This window comes from Burkholderia sp. b14 (genome assembly GCF_900156195.1).
In the GTDB taxonomy this organism is placed as follows: domain Bacteria; phylum Pseudomonadota; class Gammaproteobacteria; order Burkholderiales; family Burkholderiaceae; genus Mycetohabitans.
This window is the reverse complement of the sequence record NZ_FTPJ01000003.1, coordinates 438,471-459,216: the sequence shown is the minus strand read 5'-3', so window position 1 is coordinate 459,216 and position 20,746 is coordinate 438,471. Positions and strand designations below refer to the sequence as shown.

16 protein-coding genes and 3 pseudogenes are annotated in these 20,746 nt (G+C 59.6%); 16 read left to right on the top strand and 3 right to left on the bottom strand.

Translation table 11 applies throughout. The features are described 5' to 3' along the window. Positions 1–599: 599 nt before the first annotated feature. From mltG to B0B13_RS06630, 10 genes and pseudogenes are all read left to right on the top strand, one after another. Positions 600–1,688 carry an endolytic transglycosylase MltG gene (gene mltG, locus B0B13_RS06675; RefSeq protein WP_076784851.1) on the top strand — a complete coding sequence of 363 codons (1,089 nt, stop codon included), beginning with the start codon at positions 600–602 and terminating at the stop codon, positions 1,686–1,688. Position 1,689: 1 nt separating this feature from the next. Continuing rightward, positions 1,690–2,346 carry a dTMP kinase gene (gene tmk / locus B0B13_RS06670; protein ID WP_083703665.1) on the top strand — a complete coding sequence of 219 codons (657 nt, stop codon included), beginning with the start codon at positions 1,690–1,692 and terminating at the stop codon, positions 2,344–2,346. A gap of 10 nt (positions 2,347–2,356) precedes the next feature. Continuing rightward, the gene (locus B0B13_RS06665; RefSeq protein ID WP_076784852.1) at positions 2,357–3,436 is read left to right on the top strand and encodes a DNA polymerase III subunit delta'; all 1,080 of its coding nucleotides are present in this window, start codon (positions 2,357–2,359) and stop codon (positions 3,434–3,436) included. Then, positions 3,433–3,941 (top strand): annotated as a pseudogene (locus B0B13_RS06660) (GNAT family N-acetyltransferase). The gene B0B13_RS06665 and the pseudogene B0B13_RS06660 overlap by 4 nt, the downstream one beginning before the upstream one ends. 38 nt (positions 3,942–3,979) lie before the next feature. Further along, complete coding sequence (locus B0B13_RS06655; protein ID WP_076784853.1) at positions 3,980–4,762, top strand: TatD family hydrolase; 783 nt, start codon at positions 3,980–3,982, stop codon at positions 4,760–4,762. Positions 4,763–4,811: 49 nt separating this feature from the next. Then, positions 4,812–5,621: an ankyrin repeat domain-containing protein gene (locus B0B13_RS06650; protein ID WP_370642952.1), complete on the top strand. Its 810-nt coding sequence runs from the start codon at positions 4,812–4,814 to the stop codon at positions 5,619–5,621. Positions 5,622–5,690: 69 nt separating this feature from the next. After that, entirely contained in the window at positions 5,691–6,044 is a 354-nt protein-coding gene (locus tag B0B13_RS06645) for a Rap1a/Tai family immunity protein (protein WP_370642954.1), read from the top strand. 10 nt (positions 6,045–6,054) lie between these two features. Further along, positions 6,055–7,236, top strand: coding sequence for a mechanosensitive ion channel family protein (locus B0B13_RS06640; protein ID WP_139336936.1), 1,182 nt, complete (start codon positions 6,055–6,057; stop codon positions 7,234–7,236). 80 nt (positions 7,237–7,316) lie between these two features. Further along, complete coding sequence (gene otsA, locus B0B13_RS06635) at positions 7,317–8,717, top strand: alpha,alpha-trehalose-phosphate synthase (UDP-forming) (RefSeq protein WP_076784857.1); 1,401 nt, start codon at positions 7,317–7,319, stop codon at positions 8,715–8,717. Between the two features lie 159 nt (positions 8,718–8,876). Continuing rightward, complete coding sequence (locus B0B13_RS06630) at positions 8,877–9,977, top strand: glycosyltransferase family 4 protein (protein ID WP_076797191.1); 1,101 nt, start codon at positions 8,877–8,879, stop codon at positions 9,975–9,977. An 89-nt stretch (positions 9,978–10,066) separates the two neighbouring features. Here B0B13_RS06630 and B0B13_RS06625 read toward each other — a convergent pair whose 3' ends face one another. From B0B13_RS06625 to B0B13_RS06615, 3 genes are all read right to left on the bottom strand, one after another. After that, positions 10,067–10,213 carry a DUF3096 domain-containing protein gene (locus tag B0B13_RS06625; RefSeq protein ID WP_076784859.1) on the bottom strand — a complete coding sequence of 49 codons (147 nt, stop codon included), beginning with the start codon at positions 10,211–10,213 and terminating at the stop codon, positions 10,067–10,069. Between the two features lie 13 nt (positions 10,214–10,226). Continuing rightward, positions 10,227–10,817, bottom strand: a complete 591-nt coding sequence (locus B0B13_RS06620) for a BPSL1445 family SYLF domain-containing lipoprotein (RefSeq protein ID WP_076784860.1) — start codon at positions 10,815–10,817, stop codon at positions 10,227–10,229. 134 nt (positions 10,818–10,951) lie between these two features. Beyond that, positions 10,952–11,488: a hypothetical protein gene (locus B0B13_RS06615; RefSeq protein ID WP_076795164.1), complete on the bottom strand. Its 537-nt coding sequence runs from the start codon at positions 11,486–11,488 to the stop codon at positions 10,952–10,954. Between the two features lie 567 nt (positions 11,489–12,055). Here B0B13_RS06615 and B0B13_RS06610 point away from each other — a divergent pair. The 6 genes and pseudogenes from B0B13_RS06610 to B0B13_RS06580 form a co-directional block, all read left to right on the top strand. Further along, entirely contained in the window at positions 12,056–12,526 is a 471-nt protein-coding gene (locus B0B13_RS06610; protein ID WP_170872392.1) for a response regulator, read from the top strand. A gap of 218 nt (positions 12,527–12,744) precedes the next feature. Further along, the gene (locus tag B0B13_RS06605) at positions 12,745–13,968 is read left to right on the top strand and encodes a PfkB family carbohydrate kinase (RefSeq protein ID WP_083703663.1); all 1,224 of its coding nucleotides are present in this window, start codon (positions 12,745–12,747) and stop codon (positions 13,966–13,968) included. Positions 13,969–14,197: 229 nt separating this feature from the next. Beyond that, positions 14,198–16,120 carry a PrkA family serine protein kinase gene (locus B0B13_RS06595; protein WP_076795161.1) on the top strand — a complete coding sequence of 641 codons (1,923 nt, stop codon included), beginning with the start codon at positions 14,198–14,200 and terminating at the stop codon, positions 16,118–16,120. Positions 16,121–16,266: 146 nt separating this feature from the next. Continuing rightward, complete coding sequence (locus tag B0B13_RS06590; RefSeq protein WP_076797189.1) at positions 16,267–17,535, top strand: YeaH/YhbH family protein; 1,269 nt, start codon at positions 16,267–16,269, stop codon at positions 17,533–17,535. A gap of 104 nt (positions 17,536–17,639) precedes the next feature. After that, a pseudogene (locus tag B0B13_RS06585) lies at positions 17,640–19,154 on the top strand (SpoVR family protein); the annotation flags it as partial. A gap of 1,043 nt (positions 19,155–20,197) precedes the next feature. Next, positions 20,198–20,344, top strand: a pseudogene (locus B0B13_RS06580) (transposase); the annotation flags it as partial. Positions 20,345–20,746: the final 402 nt, after the last annotated feature.

Here is a 20,746-nt window from a genome sequence, read left to right as displayed (position 1 = left end):
GCGGGCCATGATCCAATTCCGGTGCAGTGTGTTTTCGCCGTCGCGGCCGACGACCAGCGAGAGATAGACAGGCTCGTGCGCTTCAAGGTTACGTGTGCGCGGTGAGACCGGAGACAGCGGATTGCGGCAAGCACCAGCCGTGATGTATAAATTGCACACGACCATATCAAGTCGGCGCGATCCGTGAAAGCCATTCCTGAGGAACCGATATAACCCCAAGTCGATTGGCTTGCGATGCCCCTGTTCCCACTCCTGAAGGGTGCGCACGGAAACGCCGAGTACCGTAGCAAACTAAGTTTGCGACAGACCGACGACGCGGACACCGCCGCTCTTCCCGCTACCTTGACGCTTCCAGCGCACTTTCCGGCCGTAAGCTTGGAGGCTTCCTGCTCTACCATTGAGCTACACTCGCTACTGCCTCGGATTATGCTGAAACCCTGTGCCATAGGCAAAAATCTGCTGTATACAAATCAATGACTTACACGCTCATCGTAAACGCGCCAAAGGTACAGGTATAACGGCTGGATTCGCCTACTGTGGCGGGAGACCGCCAAATTTAGCAACTGTATTATATTGAGTCTTGCTCAACCCTGTTTCGCATGTCCCTGTTCAAGAAAGTGCTGTTCGCCACGGCGGCGGTCGCGACAGTCGCCGTCGTCGCGGCGTGTGGCGCCGTTTGGTATTGGGCTCGCACGCCCCTTCAGATCACGCCTTCGCCACTTGATGTCACGATCAAGCCGCGCAGCAGCCTGCGCAGCGTCGCCGTCCAATTGCGCCGCGGCGGCGTGCCGGTCGAGCCGCGCTTGTTCGTGCTAATGGCCCGCGTGCTGGGCCTGTCCTCGCAATTGAAATCCGGCAATTACGCGTTCTCGACCGGGGTCACGCCATACGGCGTGTTGCAGAAGGTGGCGCGCGGCGACGTCAACCAATACGTCGTTACGATCATCGAGGGTTGGACGTTTCGCCGCATGCGCGACGAGATCAACGCGCACCCGGCGTTGCGCCATGATTCCGCCGCGCTCAGCGACGCGCAATTGATGCGCGCGATTCTGGCCGACATTGCACCCACCGACCCACGCGCGGCGGGCACGTCGCCGGCATCGCCGCCCGCACGCCGCATGCCGGCGCTGCGAGGCGCGCCTGCGCAGGAACCCGAGGGCCTGTTCTTCCCAGATACGTACCTGTTCGACAAGAACACCAGCGACCTAGACATTTACCGCCGTGCATACCAGTTGATGCATCTGCGGGTGCAGCAGGCATGGGAGGGCCGCGCGCTGGGGCTGCCCTATGCGACGCCCTACGATGCGCTGAAAATGGCCTCGATTGTCGAGAAGGAGACCGGCCGCGCGCAAGACCGGCCGCTGGTGGCTGCGGTACTTGTCAACCGATTACGTCTGTCGATGCCATTGCAAACCGATCCGACTGTAATCTACGGGCTTGGCACATCGTACGCTGGCCGGTTGCGCAAGCAGGACTTGCAGACTGACACCCCGTACAATACCTATATGCGCGGCGGGCTTCCGCCCACGCCGATCGCGCTACCCGGCAACGCGTCGCTGGAAGCCGCGCTGCACCCGGCTGCCAGCAGCGCGTTGTATTTCGTCGCGCGCGGCGACGGCAGCAGTCATTTTTCCGACAATCTCGGCGATCACAACAAGGCCGTCGACAAGTATATCAGGGGCCAGTGACATGATGGATATCACGACCAGCCGCCACGACGGGCCCCGGCCGCGCGGCAAATTCATTACGTTTGAAGGGATCGATGGCGCTGGCAAGACGACTCATCTGACGTGGTTTTGCGACCGGCTGTCCGAGCGCGCCGCGCGGCAGGGTGCCAGTGTCATCGTCACACGCGAGCCGGGTGGCACGCCGCTGGGCGAGACGCTGCGGGAAATCCTGTTGCGCCAACCGATGCATTTGGAAACGGAGACATTACTGATGTTTGCGGCGCGTCGCGAGCATATCGCCGCGGTGATCGAGCCGACGCTCGCCCGTGGCGACTGGGTGCTGTCCGATCGCTTCACGGATGCGACATTTGCCTACCAGGGCGGCGGGCGCGGCTTGTCGATCGACAAGCTGCAGGTGCTCGAGCACTGGGTGCAGGCCGGGCTGCAACCGGATCGCACCGTGCTGTTCGACGTGCCGACCGATACCGCCAGTGCAAGGCGTGGCGGGGCTCGCGCACCCGATAAGTTCGAGAGCGAGTCGAACGAATTCTTCGCGCACACCCGTGCCGAATACCTGCGCCGCGCCGCGCAGGCACCAGCGCGGTTTGCGATCGTCGATGCGACATGTTCGATCGCCGAAGTGCGCGAACAGCTCGAAGCTATTCTCCTCACTCTTTGATCGATAGAAAATGCCGTATCCATGGCAATACGACGACTGGACGCGTATCCAGGCACTGCGCGAACATTGGCCTCACGCGTTGTTGTTGTACGGGCAGGCCGGCATCGGCAAGGTGGATTTCGCTTGCGAGCTTGCGCAGAGCTTGTTGTGCGAACAGCCTCGTGATGACGCACGCGCGTGCGGGCAGTGCGCCGCATGCACCTGGTTCCTGCAACGCAATCATCCGGATTTCAGGCTCGTCTGCCCCGAGGCCGTCGCCGCCGAGGCCACGCCGCTGCAAGCGAGCAGCGATATCGGCAAGAATGCCAACGGTGAGCGCACGGGCGACGACGATGGCGCAAGTGCTGGCGCAGGCGGCAAGAAATCCAAGGCGCCGAGCAAGGAGATCAGAATCGAGCAGGTCAGGGCGCTACTCGATTTCTGCAGCATTGGCTCGCACCGCGGCGGTCGGCGCGTGGTGGTACTGTTCCCGGCCGAGGCGCTGAACGTGGCGGCAGCCAACGCACTGCTCAAGACGCTGGAGGAGCCGCCGTCCGGCGTGGTGTTCCTGCTCGTGAGCGCGAACGTGGAGCGTTTGCTGCCGACCATCGTGAGCCGCTGCAGACAATGGCCGCTGGCGATGCCCGACGCGGCGAGTGCCTCGGATTGGCTCCGTAGCCAGTCCATTGACGATCCGGCGGGGGTACTCGCAGAAGCCGGCGGCGCGCCATTGGCCGCGCTGGCCGTTGCCCGCGACGAGCACGCGCCGCTCAAGCGCTTTACGCTTGAGCAACTTGCGGCCGGCCCGGCGTGCGACCCATTCGCCTGCGGCGAAGCCCTGCAAAAGGCGCCGGGGCCGTCGGTACTCGGCTGGCTGCAACGATGGCTCTATGACGTGCTAGCCATGCAGATGAGCGGCGAGCCACGCTACTTCCCAGCGCACCGCAACGCGCTCGAGTATGTTGCACAAAGTGCCACGTCTTTGCAGGTCGCCCAGTGCCTGAAGCGGATCACGCAACAACGGGCCGTCGAGCAGCATCCGCTGAATGGCCGACTGGTTTTCGAAGAGCTGTTTATCCATTATCGGAGCATGTTCGGGAGCAACCCATGACGCACATGCCCTATCGCGTCGCTACACGCGCCGATCTGCCGACGGTCATCGCGATTTATAATTCGACGGTTTCCCCCAGGCAAGTGACTGCGGACCTGAAGCCTGTCAGTGTCGATAGCCGGCACGACTGGTTCGATGCATATGCTCCAGATAGGCGCTCGCTGTGGGTCGTGGAGCGCGACGGCAGGGTAGTCGTATGGGTGAGCTTTTCTGACTTCTATGGCCGTCCAGCCTACCGCCACACGGCCGAAGTGAGCCTCTACCTGCACGCGTCGGTACGCGGGCAAGGGCTTGGATCACATTGCTGTCTGCGGCGCTCGAGCATGTGCCCTCGTTGGGCGTGCACACGGTGCTCGGTTTCCTCTTTGGCCACAACGAGCCCAGCCTGCGTTTGTTCCGCCGTTACGGCTTCGATGATTGGGGCCGGTTGCCGCGGATCGCGACACTGGATGGCATCGAGCGCGACGTGGTCATTGTCGGGCGCCGGCTCACCGCTGGCGCGTAAAGTCAGTTTCAATAGCGCGGCGGCGCCGCGGGGTACCGATGTTTATCGATTCACACTGCCACATCAACTTCGACGGAATGGCCGAGCGCCTGCCGGACGTGCTCGAGCAGATGCGCGTCAGTGCGGTGACTCATGCGCTGTGCGTCAGCGTCGATCTCGAGACGTTCCCGTCCGTGCTGGCGATTGCCCATGCGCATTCACATATCTTCGCGTCAGTGGGCGTGCATCCGGATCACGAGCACGCGCGCGAGCCGGACGTTGCCGAATTGGTCTCGCTCGCGCAGGACTCGAAGGTTGTTGCGATTGGTGAAACCGGATTGGATTACTATCGGCTCGAAGGCCGCACACTGGACGACATGGCATGGCAGCGGCAACGGTTCCGCACACATATCCAAGCTGCGCGCGCTGCCGACAAGCCATTGATCGTCCACACGCGTGCCGCCGCACAGGATACGCTGCGGATCATGCAGGAAGAGGGCGCAGCCGCAGTCGGCGGCGTGATGCATTGTTTCACCGAAACGTGGGATGTTGCGCAGGCGGCGCTCGAGCAAAATTTTTTTATTTCGCTGTCGGGCATTGTGACATTCAAGAACGCGACGCAAATCCAGGAGGTCGCTCGCAAAGTGCCGCTCGAACGCTTGTTGATCGAAACAGACTCGCCTTACCTGGCGCCTGTGCCGTACCGGGGCAAGCCCAATGAACCTGCGTATGTCAGCCATGTCGGACGTTTCGTCGCGCAGCTGCGTGGCATCGACGTGGAGCAACTTGGCGCGGCGACGTCGGCCAACTTTTTTCGGCTGTTCCGCAGCGCAAAATGTTGAGATCTAATTTTCTATAATTGATAAATTAGACAAATAACTCATGTCATGTATGAATAATTTCGCTGGGTTTTCCGATGTCATTCGCTCATCGTTTACCGCCGCCCGGGTATTGCACCGTTGCTCAGCGCGCTGGCTGGCCGGGGCATGGCTCACGTGCGCATTGACGATGGGGATAGGGGCCGCGATCCCGTCAACAGCGCAAGCGAGCCCGGCCGACGCGATGATCAAGGCGGTGAAGTTCGACGATGTCGACGCGGTGCGCAAGCTGCTCGCCGCCGGTATCGATCCGAACCTGGTCGATGCTGGCGGCATGCCGATGCTGGTACTCGCCGCGCGAGAAAAGTCCGAAAAGGTCGCCGCGCTGTTGGCGGACCAACCGAAGACTGACCTGGGGAAGCTGGATCGTGCTGGCGAGAACGCGATGATGTTGGCCGCGCTCAACGGCGAGACTGAGCTGGTCAAGCAGCTGATCGAGAAGGGGGCCGAAGTCAACAAGTCGGGCTGGACACCGCTGCATTACGCAGCGACGACCGGCCAGGATGAGGTCGTCAAGCTGCTGATCGATCATTCCGCATACATTGATGCCGCATCGCCGAACGGCACCACGCCGCTGATGATGGCCGCGCGCGGCGGCCATATCACGACCGTGAAGCTGCTGCTTGACGAGGGCGCCGACCTGACGTTGAAGAACCAGTTGGAATTGACCGCGATCGATTTTGCGAAACAATACAACCAGAAAGACATCGCGGACAGCCTAGCCGCGCGACTGGAGAAAATACAGGTGCAACAAAGACAAAAGGATTCACGCCCGCCTGCCACGGCCGGTGGCAGTGCAGGTAACGCAGGCAGTACAAAATAACCCGGCCCGGCACGGCGGTACGCCGTGCCGGATCTTGACTACAATATAAGGAACACCATGCTACGGACATTGCTCCGCGCCATCGCAATGTTTGCGATCAGTGTGCCGATGAACGCTTACGCGTTCACCGGCGCAGACCTGGACCGTCTGTGCCAGCGCACTGATGTGAAATCGCGCGTGTCGTGCGAAGCCTACATCGAAGGTGCAGCGGATGGTGTGTTCAATACGATCGAAGCCATTGGCGGTACGACAGGGCCGCGTGTAGGGCAGTACTTTTGCTTGCCCGATAACGTGAAAGCGGCGGAGTTGACTGACGCGGTGCGCAAGTATTTGGCAAATACGCCAAACGCAAAGGACTACAACGCCAGTACGGTCGTCGCACTGGGGTTGGGCAAGAGCTATCCATGCTCAACAGGCAAGTGATGGAGCGCTGGTGAGCTGGCTTGAACCGATCAGCAACATTGCTGCTTCGCCGCTGCATTCGTGGACCGGCCTGATCGTCGTTGCCGTGATCGCGGTGGTGTGCGTGCGCGCCGGGCACTGGGTCGGCGCCCGGATCATGCGTCGCGTGACGCGGCCCTATCCGATCTTGGCTGTCGTGACGGGGGCGATCGAGTGGCCATCGCTTTACGCGCTGGCGATGCTGGCTATCGAACTGGTGCTGCACGAGGCGCCGGACGAGTTGGCGTTGATCCGCGTCGCGCGCGATGTTGGTGGCCTGACGTTGATCGGCATGCTGACGCTGTTGGCCGTACGTTCGGTTGCCGGCGTAGGCAATGCAATCGTCGCCGCGAACCCGTTGGACACGGCCGACAACCTGCATGCGCGACGCATCCACACGCAGACGCGCGTGCTTGCTCGGTCGGTGATGACGCTGATCGTGATGCTCGGCATCGCGTCGATGTTGATGATGTTTCCCAACGTGCGGCAGGTCGGCACGAGCCTGCTCGCGTCGGCGGGCGTCGCCGGTCTGGTCGCCGGTATCGCGGCGCGACCAGTGCTGGGCAATATGATCGCTGGGTTGCAGATTGCGCTGTCCCAGCCGATCCGACTTGACGACGTGGTGGTGATCCAAGGCGAGTGGGGACGGATTGAGGAAATCACGGGTACCTATGTCGCCGTTCGAATTTGGGATCAGCGGCGGCTGATCGTGCCACTGCAATGGTTGATAGAAAATCCGTTCACGAACTGGACCCGCAGCAGTTCGCAGATCATCGGCACGGTATTCCTGTTTGTCGACTACAAGATGCCGTTGCCGCCGTTGCGCGAGGAACTGTCACGTATCGTCAGCAATGCCCCGGAATGGGATGGGCGTGTCCAAGTATTGCAAGTTACCGACGCGACCGATCGCGCGATGCAATTGCGGGTACTGGTCAGCTCGAGCGATTCGGGCCTGAATTGGGATTTGCGTTGCCGCGTACGAGAAGGATTGATTGCCTTCATCCAGCGCTATTATCCAGAGTGCCTGCCGAAGATGCGGGCGGATCTGTCCACTGAACGTGAACGTGCACTGCAGGCCGAACCGCAGCCGATGCACGAGGCCACGCCACCGGAAGCGTCCAAGACCGCCGCCCATACGGAGGCCGACCCGGTGGCGATGCGCCGGGACGATTGACGCGCATTGAGTGAACCGCAGCGGCGCGCTATCGGTCATAACCGACATGTCCCATTCAGCAACTGACGGAGAATAAGCGAATGAGCCGACTGGTCGTAGTGTCGAATCGCGTCGCAACCCCCACTGAGAGCAAGGGATCCGCCGGTGGACTCGCCGTCGGCGTGTTCGGCGCGCTGAAGGATACGGGAGGGGTCTGGTTCGGCTGGAGTGGCGACGTAGTCGGCGAAACGGTCGCAAACGCTACGCCGACGCTCGTAGAGGACGGCAAGGTCACGTTCGCAACCGTCGGGCTGACGCGCAAAGACTACGATCAATACTATCGCGGTTTTTCGAATGCGACGCTGTGGCCTGTTTTCCACTATCGCAATGACCTGGCCGTCTACGACCGCGCAGATTATGCAGGGTACCTGCGCGTGAACCGGTGGCTTGCGCAGAAGCTACTGCCTTTGCTGCGGCCTGACGATGTGATCTGGGTCCACGATTATCACTTGATCCCATTCGGCGATGCGCTGCGCCAGCTTGGGGTGCAGAACCGGATCGGCTTTTTTCTGCATATCCCGTTTCCATCGCCGCAGATTCTGCTGAACATCCCGCCGCACGACGAACTGGTGCGCGTGCTGTGCAGCTATGACGTGGTGGGTTTCCAAACCGCGGTCGATCTGCGCGCCTTCGCCGATTATGTCGAGCGACACGCGCAGGGCAAAGTGTGGGACAACGGCCGGATCGAGGCATACGGGCGCGTATTGCACGGCGCTGCCTACCCGATCGGTGTTTTCCCCGATGACATCGCTGAGCAAGCGCGTCGCCACGAGAGCCGGCAACACGTGCTGGAACTAAAGCAAAGCTTGGAAGGGCGCAAGCTGATTATGAGCGTGGACCGGCTCGATTACTCGAAGGGGCTTGTCGAGCGCTTCCGGGCATTCGAGCAATTGCTAGAGCGTGCGCCGCACTGGCGCGGCAATGTCACGCTCGTTCAGGTGGCCCCGCCCACGCGCTCGGACGTTCAGTCGTATCAGGAAATTAGGCAGAGCCTCGAATATGAGGCCGGCCGGATCAACGGCCGGTTTTCCGGCCTGGACTACACGCCGATCCGATATTTAAACCAGCGCTATGACCGTTGGAAGCTGATGTCGCTATTTCGCGAGTCACAAATCGGCCTGGTCACGCCACTGCGTGACGGAATGAACCTGGTGGCCAAGGAGTATGTTGCCGCCCAAAATCCGGACGATCCTGGCGTGCTGGTCCTATCGCGCTTTGCCGGCGCGGCGCTGGAGCTGCCCGGGGCACTGATCACCAACCCGTACGATATTATCGGTATGTCCGAGGCCCTTGAGCATGCGTTGGCGATGCCACTGGTGGAGCGACAAGAGCGCTACCAGACCAACATGCAACATCTGCGCGATAATGACCTGGGCGTCTGGCGCGACACCTTCATCGCCGATTTGCGCGGGCACGCACGCGCGGTGCCGGGGCAGCATTGACCGGCCACCGCGCTGATGTTTCCACGGCAGGCGCCCGTGCTGCGGCAGCTGCGTGGTGAAACAGGGTGCAAACGTGCACGTGCAGTGTGTCATACTGGCACGCCCGGTTGCAGGCCCGATGACCGCATCACCGCGGAAATTTCTAAATCGGAGACAAGCATGAGGATTGCCCAGATCGCGCCACTTACCGAGTCGGTGCCGCCTAAGCTGTATGGTGGCACGGAGCGCGTCGTCTCGTATATCACCGAAGCGCTGGTCGATCTCGGCCACGATGTGACGCTGTTCGCCAGCGCAGACTCGGACACTCGGGCCAAGCTTGTGCCGGTCTGGCCGCGGGCGCTGCGACTCGATCCCGCTATTCGCGATCGGATCGCTCCGCATATGCTGTTGATGGAACGGGTGCGGCAGCAAGCGAGAGAATTCGACGTGCTGCATTTTCACCTGGACTACTACTCGTTTTCGCTGTTCGGCCGCCAGGACACGCCCTTTATCACTACGCTGCATGGGCGGCTGGACCTGCCGGAACAACAGCCGATCTTCGACACTTTCTCGAACGCAGCGGTCGTATCGATCTCGGACGCACAGCGCGAGCCGCTGCCGCAGGCGAAGTGGCTGACGACCGTCTACCACGGCCTGCCCGAGATGCTGTACACGCCACAGCCCGTGCAGCCACAGTACCTAGCGTTCCTTGGCCGGATATCGCCGGAAAAACGTGTCGATATCGCGATCCGGATCGCCGGATTCTGCGGCATGAAGATCCGCATCGCCGCCAAAGTCGACGCCGCCGACCAGCAGTATTTCGAGCGCGACATACGGCCATTGTTGGCGTTGCCGCACGTCGAGTTCATTGGGGAAATCGCTGACGAGCAAAAAGCGCACTTCCTGTCTGGCGCACACGCACTACTGTTTCCGATCGACTGGCCCGAGCCGTTCGGTCTGGTGATGATCGAGGCGATGGCCTGCGGCACACCGGTCATCGCGTTCAACCGGGGTTCGGTGTCAGAGGTGATCGACGAAGCGCAGTCTGGCTTCATCGTAGAGGACGAAATCAGTGCGGTTGCGGCGGTCAACCGCGTTGGCACGTTGTCGCGTGAACGCGTGAGAGCGTGCTTCGAGCGACGCTTCACGTCGCGCCGCATGGCGCAGCAGTATCTAGAAGCCTACCATACGGTCGTACGCGCGCAGCGGCGCGCGCGCTTCAAAGTTATCGATCGCGCAGCGCCGACCAAACTACACAGCCCGGTGGACGCGGCAAGCTGACGCCGCCACGTCGCTTTGCGTGACGAGCCGCCGGCCCCGCGCGGGCAACCTGGCCCCACCAGGGGCCATGCGTTGAGCTACCGTCCGTGTCAATGCAGCTTGTCACCGAACAAGCCAAACAGGCCGATAATGATCAGATACAACGCGATAATGATATTCAATAGTCGCGGTATCAACAGGATCAGAATGTCGGCGACCAGCGCCACCACCGGGCCCGCTGTCACGGTCAGGCTCATGAGCGCGCGCGGCTTAGAGCTTCAGTTTCGTCACCTTCGTGCCTTCCAACGACACGCCGGCCATCAGGCCCGCATTCGTCAGCACGAACGCCTGCACCGGCGCGGTGGCCGTGGTGGTATCGATTTTGCCGTTCACGCCGACTTTCAGCACCGCGACGGTCGCATCGGCGCCCACGGCCCAGCCTTCGCTGTTGCGGAACTTGTCCAGTGAGTCCTGCGTCATGAACAGGAAAACCAGCGCCTTGGATTGCGCACCGGCCTGCAAGCCGAACGAGCCCGTTGCGGTACTGTAATAGCCAGCCGTCTCTTCACCGACACGCAGCGCACCTTCGCCATACTGGCCCCCGACAATGAAGGCTGCGGACACGACGGACGGGAACACCAGCACGCCACGGGACTTCGCGACCAGCTCCCGCGAACCGTTGGCGGTGGTATAGAGGCGTGCCAACGTTTCATTGACCGAAGTATTGATGCTCTGGCGCTTGGCTGCGTTGCCGGATGCCCTCGACGCAGAAGTCTGGGTGGTCGTCGTGCAACCGGTGAGCGCGAGGCCGCCTGATGCGAGTAGGGCGGAGGTCGTCACTATGAACTTTCTTCTTTCCATCTCATTCTCCTAGGTTGCTTTCGGGGAACTGCCACGACACTGAAGCATGGAGCGGGCCAACTGCGTAATGGTTCCCCAAATAACCCGGACGGTTGCCCAATTGCTCGATACAGGGCCCTCAATGCGAGTGTGTCTCAACTGTCGATTCCATCGAGCCTGGTGTTGGCGTCAGGTCCGGCACGGCAGGGCGGGGCAGGCGCCGGTGTGCCAGACAACTCGGATGAGGCCGTCGGTGTGCGCCCCGGCCGCTTAGGCGAGGGGCGTCGCAACGCCAAGCGCACGAATACGACAACTAGGCCGACAGCGAAGACAAACGACGAGGGCACGACCCAATAGCCGAAGATGGCCTGGCTCAGGTACGACAGCAGCGTGCGCCGGCGTCTCGCATAGTCGTCCTGCGCTGCCTGCAATGCCGACGCATGCGCCGACACAATCGCGGCCGGGCATCCGGCCGCCCGGGCCTGCTCCGCGGTCCCGGCGCAACGGCCAGCCGCGTCCATGGCACGCTCGGGCGCGCTGAGTTTCCAATTGCCGAGCGCGCGTTGCAGATCGGTGCGGTTGTAGGCCATCTCGACCTGGATCTCGTGAATTGTAATCAGCGCGACGGGCACCGCCCATACGAACGTGGCGATCAGCCAACGCCTGATCCAGCGGTTCGGTCTCCATGCCATCACGCGCCTCCGTCCGCCATTGGTGTGTGGTCACGAAACAACGGCGTCTGCAGCGATCAGCTGGCCATTCGGCTTAAACAGGCCGCCGTATCCCGATCATAGAGAATTCGACGGCGCTGCACACGGTGCACCGCACCACGAGCGGCCGCATCGACCGCGATGCGATCCTGAGGCGGCGTGCGTCAGCTGTCGGCTTGGCATCTAGGCAACCTTTCGTGGGGACCTTGCGCGGCGAGCCGGCGGTGCGTGGCATGCTTTATGTGCAACAATGGCGCGTTGTACCAGTCTGTGTCGGTCAATATTGCAAAAGTTCGACCGGTAAGTTCTGCAAAGCCGGTGTAAAGGTGCCCTATCGCGCGCCTCGGCCGACGACCACAGGGGCATCCCGGCGCGGCGCGTAAGTCGTCATTGGTACACGCAGCGCGATGGCAGGCGAATGCCCCAACACAGATTGCGGTAATTGCCTTCACGTTGGAACAGCGTTTGCTTCCTTAACGACCGCCGTGCTGCATGGCACTCTGTAGTGCAGCATTCCTACTGTTCATTTGTCTAACGTCCGATTTCACAATGGCATCGCAGCCTGTCCAGCCCTCTAGTTCCGTGTCATCCGCCACGGCCGCGGCCGGTGGGGCCCTTGCCCGACATGGTTTGCGCGTGCTCGTGGTCGACGACGCCGAAGACGCGTGCGAGGGGCTGGCATTGCTGCTGCAAATCGAGGGTTTCCAGGTCGAGGCGACGCTCGACGGTCCCACCGCAGTGGAATGCGCCACGCATTTCGCCCCACATATCGTGCTGCTCGACTTGGCGATGCCGCGCATGAGTGGTTACGACGTCGCGCGCCGGCTGCGCGAGCATCCGTCGACACGTGACGCGCTGATCATCGCGTTGACGGGGCTGAGCGAGTTCGACGACATCGCTCGCAGCCGCGCGGCCGGTTTCAACCACCATCAGGTCAAGCCGGTGGACGTCGATACGCTGCTGTCGCTGATCGATCACCACTTCGCTACCCACGCGTCGCAGCGCTCCGGTCGTCAATGAGCGGTGGCGGAACCGAGCTAGGATGAATATGCCCGGGCGACGCGCCGGCTCCCCTCCATACCATCACAGCTCGAAATAACGTCGCTTTGCGCAACACTGTTTCCTCGGCAACGACATGTCGACGTTGACACATCGACCCGCGGCTTTGACGACGCGCTGGCGGACGAGGGCACCGTATGTTAGGTATCGGCGCTTTCAAACCTCAAGAGTAACTGGCAATGACGACGATCAAGGACGTGGCGGCACTTGCAGGCGTGTCGTTTACCACCGTTTCGCATGTGGTGAATAATTCCCGTCCGGTCAGTGCCGATGTGCGGGCAAAGGTCGAGCATGCGATCAGGCAACTGAATTATGTGCCGTCGGCGGTTGCCCGTTCACTGAAGGCGCGTTCCACGGCGACGATCGGGCTGGTCATTCCAAACGGCACGAATCCGTACTTTGCCGAGTTGGCGCGCGGCATCGAAGACCACTGCGAAAGAACCGGATATTGTGTCTTTTTATGCAATTCGGATGACGATCCGACCAAGCAACGCAATTATCTGCGAGTGTTACAGGAAAAGCGCATCGATGGGCTGATTGTCGCGTCGGCCGGCGCGGACAGCGTGCTGGCGTCCGCTGGCGTACCGATCGTAGTGGTGGACCGGGAAATCGAGGGCCCGAGCGCCGATCTGGTGCAGATCGACCATGAGCGCGGCGCGTATCTAGCCACCTGCCACCTGCTGGAACTCGGCCACGTACGCATCGGTTGCATCACCGGGCCGGTGCAGATGGCGGTCAGCGCGATGCGCGTCCAGGGCTTTCTACGCGCGATGGCCGAGCGTGGCATTGAGATTGTCAAGGACGGCATCGTCGAGGGCGGTTTCACGATCCCAGGCGGCTATGTGGCCGCAAGCCGGCTGCTCGACCGCGTGAAGCCCAGCGCCATCTTTGCCAGCAACGACATAATGGGCATGGGCGCATTGCGAGCGGCGGCCAAGCGCAAGATCCAGGTGCCGGAGGAGTTGTCGATTATCGGATTCGACGATATCGAGTTATCCCGCTATGTTTACCCGGCGCTGTCCACCGTAGGCCAGTCGATTTTGCAGCTTGGCGAGGCGGCGGCGCAGACCTTGTTCGAGCGTATCAGTGGCAATGTGCAAGGGGGTCCACAACGGCGCGTCGTCACGCCACAGTTGGCGGTGCGCGCCGCGTCTTCCGTTTCTGGCGAAACGCTGAGTGGACACAACTTCGCGTTGATTTCGGGCGGCAAGGGCGCTAACCAGACCGTCGTCGCCACTCGGCTTGGGGCACAGGCGTCGATGATCGGCCGCGTCGGCGATGATCCCAACAGTGGGTCGTTGGTCAACGCGCTTTGGGCCGAAGGCATCGATTGTTCGGCGGGTCAGCTCAGCCCACCGCTGCGACTGGCCAGGGTTGAAAGCAAGCCAATACCGATGTCATGATAACGTTGCACAGCGAACGGTGCGGGATCAATATTGTAGGGCTTCGGTGTATGGCGCGCCAGCGGTTAAATTATCTTAGCAAACACTACGTGCGGTTGGTGAAATTCTCCCGAAATAGGATTAGGATGAGTCTAAGGGCATGCCGGTCGACCGGCCCGAGCGCGTGATACGACGCGTGCACCGCGGCGCTTGACCGGCAGCTCTCGTTGAATATCGGCGAGGAGGTGGTATGGATATTTACAACAGTTTCGCGACCCGCTTCGAAAAGACGAGAGAGGAAGAGTTCTCGTTAGAAGAGTATCTCGAACTGTGCAAGAACAATCCTGCCGCGTACGCCACGGCTGGCGAACGCATGTTGATGGCGATCGGGGAGCCGGAACACGTCGATACCCGCAATGATCCGAGGTTGTCGCGTGTTTTTGCCAACAAAGTCATCAAGATTTACCCGGCATTCCGTGAGTTCTATGGCATGGAAGAGGTAATCGAGCAGGTCGTCGCCTATTTCCGCCATTCTGCACAGGGGCTCGAGGAAAAGAAACAGATCCTGTATCTACTTGGGCCGGTCGGCGGCGGTAAATCGTCGATCGCGGAGCGTTTGAAGCAATTAATGGAGCGAGTGCCGTTCTACTCGATTAAAGGCTCGCCGGTCAACGAATCACCGCTCGGCTTGTTCGACTACGACGAGGATGGCCCGATCCTTGAAGAGCAGTATGGAATACCTCGCCGCTACCTGAAAAGTATCCTGTCTCCGTGGGCCGTCAAGCGCCTACACGAGTACAACGGCGATATCCGCCGGTTCCGCGTGGTCAAGCGCTATCCATCGGTGCTGCGTCAGATTGGAATTGCGAAGACCGAGCCGGGTGACGAGAACAACCAGGACATCTCATCGCTGGTCGGCAAGGTCGATATCCGCAAGCTGGAGCAGTATGCGCAGGACGATGCCGACGCGTACAGCTACTCGGGGGGACTGTGCCTGGCCAACCAGGGCCTGCTCGAGTTCGTCGAAATGTTCAAGGCTCCGATTAAGGTGCTGCACCCGTTACTGACCGCCACGCAGGAAGGCAACTTCAAGGGTACGGAGGGCTTCGGCGCGATTCCGTTCGACGGTATTATCCTTGCGCACTCGAACGAATCGGAATGGAAAGCATTCCGGAACAACAAGAATAACGAGGCGCTGCTCGATCGGATTTTCGTGATCAAGGTGCCGTACTGCCTACGCTACTCGGAAGAGATCAAGATTTATGACAAGTTGATCCGGAACTCGTCGCTCGGTTCCGCTGTTTGTGCACCGGGCACGCTGAAGATGATGGCGCAGTTCGCCGTGCTAACTCGCTTGCAGGAGCCGGAAAACTCCAGTCTGTTTTCTAAGATGCTGGTCTATGACGGCGAAAACCTGAAGGACACCGATCCGAAGGCGAAGTCGTACCAAGAGTATCGCGACTACGCTGGCGTTGACGAAGGCATGACAGGCATCTCGACACGCTTCGCGTTCAAGATCCTGTCGCGGGTGTTCAATTTCGACACGGCTGAGGTTGCCGCCAACCCGGTACACCTGATGTACGTGCTCGAGCAGCAGATCGAGCGCGAGCAGTTCCCACCGGAAATTGAACAAAAGTACTTATCGTTCGTCAAGGAGCTTCTGGCGTCGCGCTACGCGGAGTTCATCGGCAAAGAGATCCAGACTGCCTATCTGGAATCGTATTCCGAATACGGCCAAAACATTTTCGACCGCTATGTGACTTATGCGGACTTCTGGATCCAGGATCAAGAGTTCCGGGATCACGACACCGGCGAGAGCTTCGATCGCGCGGCGTTGAACGCGGAATTGGAGAAAATCGAAAAGCCGGCGGGAATCAGTAATCCAAAAGATTTCCGCAACGAGATTGTCAACTTTGTCCTGCGTGCGCGTGCAGCTAATGGTGGCAAGAATCCGGCGTGGATCAGCTACGAAAAGCTGCGTGTTGTGATCGAGAAGAAAATGTTCTCCAACACGGAGGAACTTCTGCCGGTTATTTCATTCAACGCGAAGGGCTCCGCCGAGGAGCAACGCAAGCATGAGGACTTCGTCAACCGGATGGTCGCCAAGGGTTACACGCCTAAGCAGGTCCGCCTGCTGTGCGACTGGTATCTACGCGTGCGCAAGTCTTCCTAACAGCAAGCGTGCATAGCGTATTGGCGCCATAAGCAACGCGGCGTCTTGTGTACCGGGGCGGTGCCGGCGCGGCGGCGAACATCACCGCGCGCGTCGCCGCGCCGCGTGCGCGGGTTGCGCCTTTCACGACAGCGGGGGACGGCAACGTGCTTCATCAGATCATCGACCGCAGACTTGCCGGCAAGAATAAGAGTATTGCGAATCGCGAACGCTTCTTGCGACGGGTCAAGCACTATATCCGCGAAGCGGTGTCCGAGGCCGTGCGCGACCGCAGCATCAAGGACATCCAGAGTACGAAGAGCATCACGATTCCGAAGAAGGATATCGGCGAGCCGATGTTCCATCATGCACCGGGCGGGCGGCGCGAAATCGTCCATCCAGGCAACGCGGACTACGTGAAAGGCGACAAAATTCCGCGCCCGCCCGGCGGTGGGGGGAGTGGGAGCGGAGGACAGGCGAGCAACGAAGGCGAGGGGCAGGACGACTTCGTGTTCGAGTTGTCTCGCGAGGAATTCATGCAGTATTTCTTCGACGACCTGGAACTGCCACGATTGGTTAAGACACACCTGATGGCGGTGCCAAGTTGGAAGAACCAGCGTGCCGGCTGGGCGACCGAAGGCACGCCGAACAACATCGACGTCGTGCGCTCATTGCGCAGTGCGCTGAGTCGGCGCATCGCGCTTGGTGCGCCGTTGGTCAACCAGCTGCGCGAACTCGAGGCGCAACTGGACGAGTTGAAGGACGACCCGGGCGATCGCCGGGCCGAGATCAAACGGCTCGAGGATGAAATCCATCACCTGAAGGGACGCATCTGGCGGATACCGTTCATTGACCCATTCGACCTGCGCTACGTGAATCGCGTCAAGCAACCCACTCCGTCCAGCCAGGCAGTCATGTTTTGCTTGATGGACGTTTCCGGTTCGATGGACGAACAGCGCAAGGACTTGGCCAAGCGCTTCTTCATCCTGCTATACCTGTTTCTGACGCGTAACTATGAAAAGATCGAGGTGGTGTTCATCCGGCACCACACGCGTGCGGAAGAGGTCAACGAGGATACTTTTTTTCACTCGACCGAAAGCGGTGGCACCGTGGTCTCCAGTGCGTTGGAGCTAATGAAGAAGATCATTGACGAGCGCTATTCGCCGACAGAATGGAATATTTATGGCGCACAGGCATCCGATGGCGACAATTGGACGGACGATTCGCCAAAATGCCGTAAGCTGCTGGAAAACGACATCCTGCCAAAAACGCGGTACTTTGCGTATATCCAGGTAGCCCAGGAAGTGCAGAACCTATGGTTCGAATACAGCCAGCTGGCTGACGCAGTACCTCATTTCACGATGAAAAAGGTCGATGACGCGGCGGACATCTATCCAGTGTTTCGCGAATTGTTCGAAAAACAGGTGGCCGCATGAACTCCAAACCAAAATCTCGCCAGCCGGGCGAGGAACGTGTCGCGATGCTCGGTGACGATGCTAGCGGGGATACCCGCATGCGACCGAGCGACCATGGCAATGGTCGCCGGCCATTGCCGAGTCCGTCGGACTGGACCTTCGAGCTAATTGAACGCTATGACGCTGAAATTGCGCGCGTGGCAGAGCACTATAAACTTGACACCTATCCGATCCAGCTGGAATTGATCAGCGCCGAGCAGATGATGGACGCGTATGCGTCGGTCGGCATGCCGGTCAATTACCGGCACTGGTCTTTCGGCAAGCACTTTCTTGCGACCGAGAAAAGCTACCGGCGCGGCCAGATGGGACTAGCATACGAAATCGTCATCAATTCGAATCCCTGCATCGCCTATCTGATGGAAGAAAACACGATGACGATGCAAGCACTGGTGATCGCGCATGCGGCCTACGGCCACAACTCGTTTTTTAAAGGCAATTATCTATTTCGGCTGTGGACCGACGCTCACGCGATCATCGACTACCTGGTCTATGCCAAGCACTACATTGCCGAATGCGAGGAGCGCTACGGCCTGGACCGCGTCGAGGAGTTGCTCGATTCATGCCATGCGCTGATGAACTACGGCGTGGACCGCTATAAGCGTCCTCAAAAGTTGTCGCTACAGCGGGAACTGGAGCGGCAACGCGAGCGCGAGGCGTATTTGCAGACGCAAGTCAACGAATTATGGCGCACACTGCCAGCGCGCTCCAAGCCCGAAACCGTGGACGACGCGGATGAAACCCGCTATCCGCCCGAGCCGCAGGAAAACCTGTTGTATTTCGCCGAAAAGAATGCCCCGCTATTGGAGCCATGGGAACGCGAAGTCATACGAATCGTGCGCAAGATCGGGCAGTACTTCTATCCGCAACGGCAAACCCAGGTGATGAATGAAGGGTGGGCCTGCTTCTGGCACTACACACTGCTCAATACGCTGTACAACGAAGGCAAGCTGGCTGACGGCTTCATGCTCGAATTTCTGCATTCGCACAGCAATGTCGTCTACCAGCCACCGGTGACCAAACCGTATTACAGCGGGATCAACCCGTATGCGCTGGGGTTTTCGATGATGACGGACATTCGCCGCATCTGTGAGCAGCCAACCGACGAGGACCGGCGCTGGTTTCCCGACTTGGCGGGCAGCTCGTGGCTCGAGGCACTCGACTATGCGATGCGCAACTTCAAAGATGAAAGCTTCGTTGCCCAATATTTGTCGCCGTCATTGATCCGGGACATGCGGCTGTTCTCGATCCTGGACGACGATTCGAAAGAGGCTCTGGAAGTCTCCGCGATCCATGATGAAAGCGGCTACCAATACGTCCGGCAGGCGCTGTCGCGCCAGTATGATATCCATCACCGTGAGCCAAATATCCAAGTATGGTCAGTGAATACACGAGGTGATCGCAGTCTCACGCTGCGTCACTTCATGACCGACCATCGACATCTGGGCAGCGACACCGAAGAGGTGCTCAAACACATGGCGCGGCTGTGGCAGTTTAACGTGCACCTGGAAAGTGTCGACGAGAACGGCACGGTGCGCCGGCGCTACGAATGTCCTTACGTCGCGCCAGCGGTGCGGATCTAGGGTCGGGCGGCATCGCTGCGCGAATCGGCGTGCGGCTGCAGCAGTTTCAACGGCTAGCAACAAATCCCCGGCAGGGAAGTCGCTTTCTAAGCGTCATTAAGGTTCATCAACGTATCATAGCGTGGTAACGGCTTATTGTGTGGGTCGACCGTTTTACCGTACGTTGCCCGTAAGGCATTAAATGCGGCGTAACCTTCGCGGGCGTAAGGGTTGTGTGGATCCTTCCGCCAAGCGTTGATAGTAGGCTGATTCTTCGGCGTCAACTCGGAATTTATTACATCATCCAGCGTTCCTCGGCCTGGCTCTTCTGCAGCCCATTTCACAAAATGGCGCAAGTGGCTTGCGTACTTCGCTGCCTTGGGGTCGGAACAAAGCTGAAGAAATGTACCGATCAATTCTTTAGACCTTGTGAGAGGCTGCTTCGGCCTGAAGTCCAGCATCGAAAAAGTGGGCCCTCCCGTACTGACTTCTGCAGTCGCAATATGGTCGGGTCTTCAGTGTGATTCTTATCGGACGCGCGCTTAGTGGTTCGTTCTAGCACCAACGCGCCGTTCTGACTCGACGATTTCAGCGCAAATCGACCCGACTGCTTAATGGCGGACCGAGTGGAGTCAGCGCTTTTCTTTCTTTTGGTAACGCGGCCGTCTTGACCTCCAAGCGTGTCTAGCCGCGCATGGGACTGTAAGTTGCTAGGCTGTACGTCGGCGCCTTTCTGTTTTTCTTCGTGAGCTAACGTATAACGTATAACGTTGACGATACGCACTTTTTGATAACCAAGCGCAGAAAAACGAAGTGTTGGAGGGATTTACGAACAGCTGTTTGCTTTGCTGGTCCAGTTAGTCCATGACAACCGTCAGAGCCCAGGCTAAACAACATAATGCCATATTTTACATAACGTGAATTATCGCATCTTTGCGTTCTTCCGTTAAGGAGAGATTCAATGGAGCCCACGACGATCGCCATCGACCTGGCTAAGCGCGTTTTTCAGATCCATTACGTCGAGTTCTTCGCCATCAGCTCTCGCGGCTACGGGCGCTTGATGACGTGAATTTGCAGCCTATCTAGGCCTTGTGCCGAGGCAGAACAGCTCAGGCGGCAAAGTCCGGTTGGGTGGCATCAGCAAACGCGGTGACGTCTATTTACACACCCTACTCATTCACGGTGCACGATCAGTCATCTCAAGCACGAAACATATTGCCCGTAGTTTTTATTTATCCACGGTTGCACAGGTGTATTGAACGATGGCAAGACAGGTTGGACCGTGCAAAGGCAAGCCTGAGACATTTCTCGGACCTCGAGTCCGCTAATTAGATTAGGACCTTTGCGGCGAAATCCATCGGGGCCGGCGGGCACGCCCGCGATCGAGTCCGGATATAAGTCCGCAACCACCCTTTTGCCGCGCACAATCGCCTTGCAAGAGATGTCGTGTTTGGACCTCGATATGCTTGCTGGTTCCTGGTAGGATGACGGAGCCGGCCATGCATCGACATCGAGCAGCACTGGTGACATTGAATATGCGAGAACTGGACCGTCTGAAGGTGGTACAGGCTGTTGTAGATAGGGAGCTCAAGCACAGGCATGCCGCTGAGCGG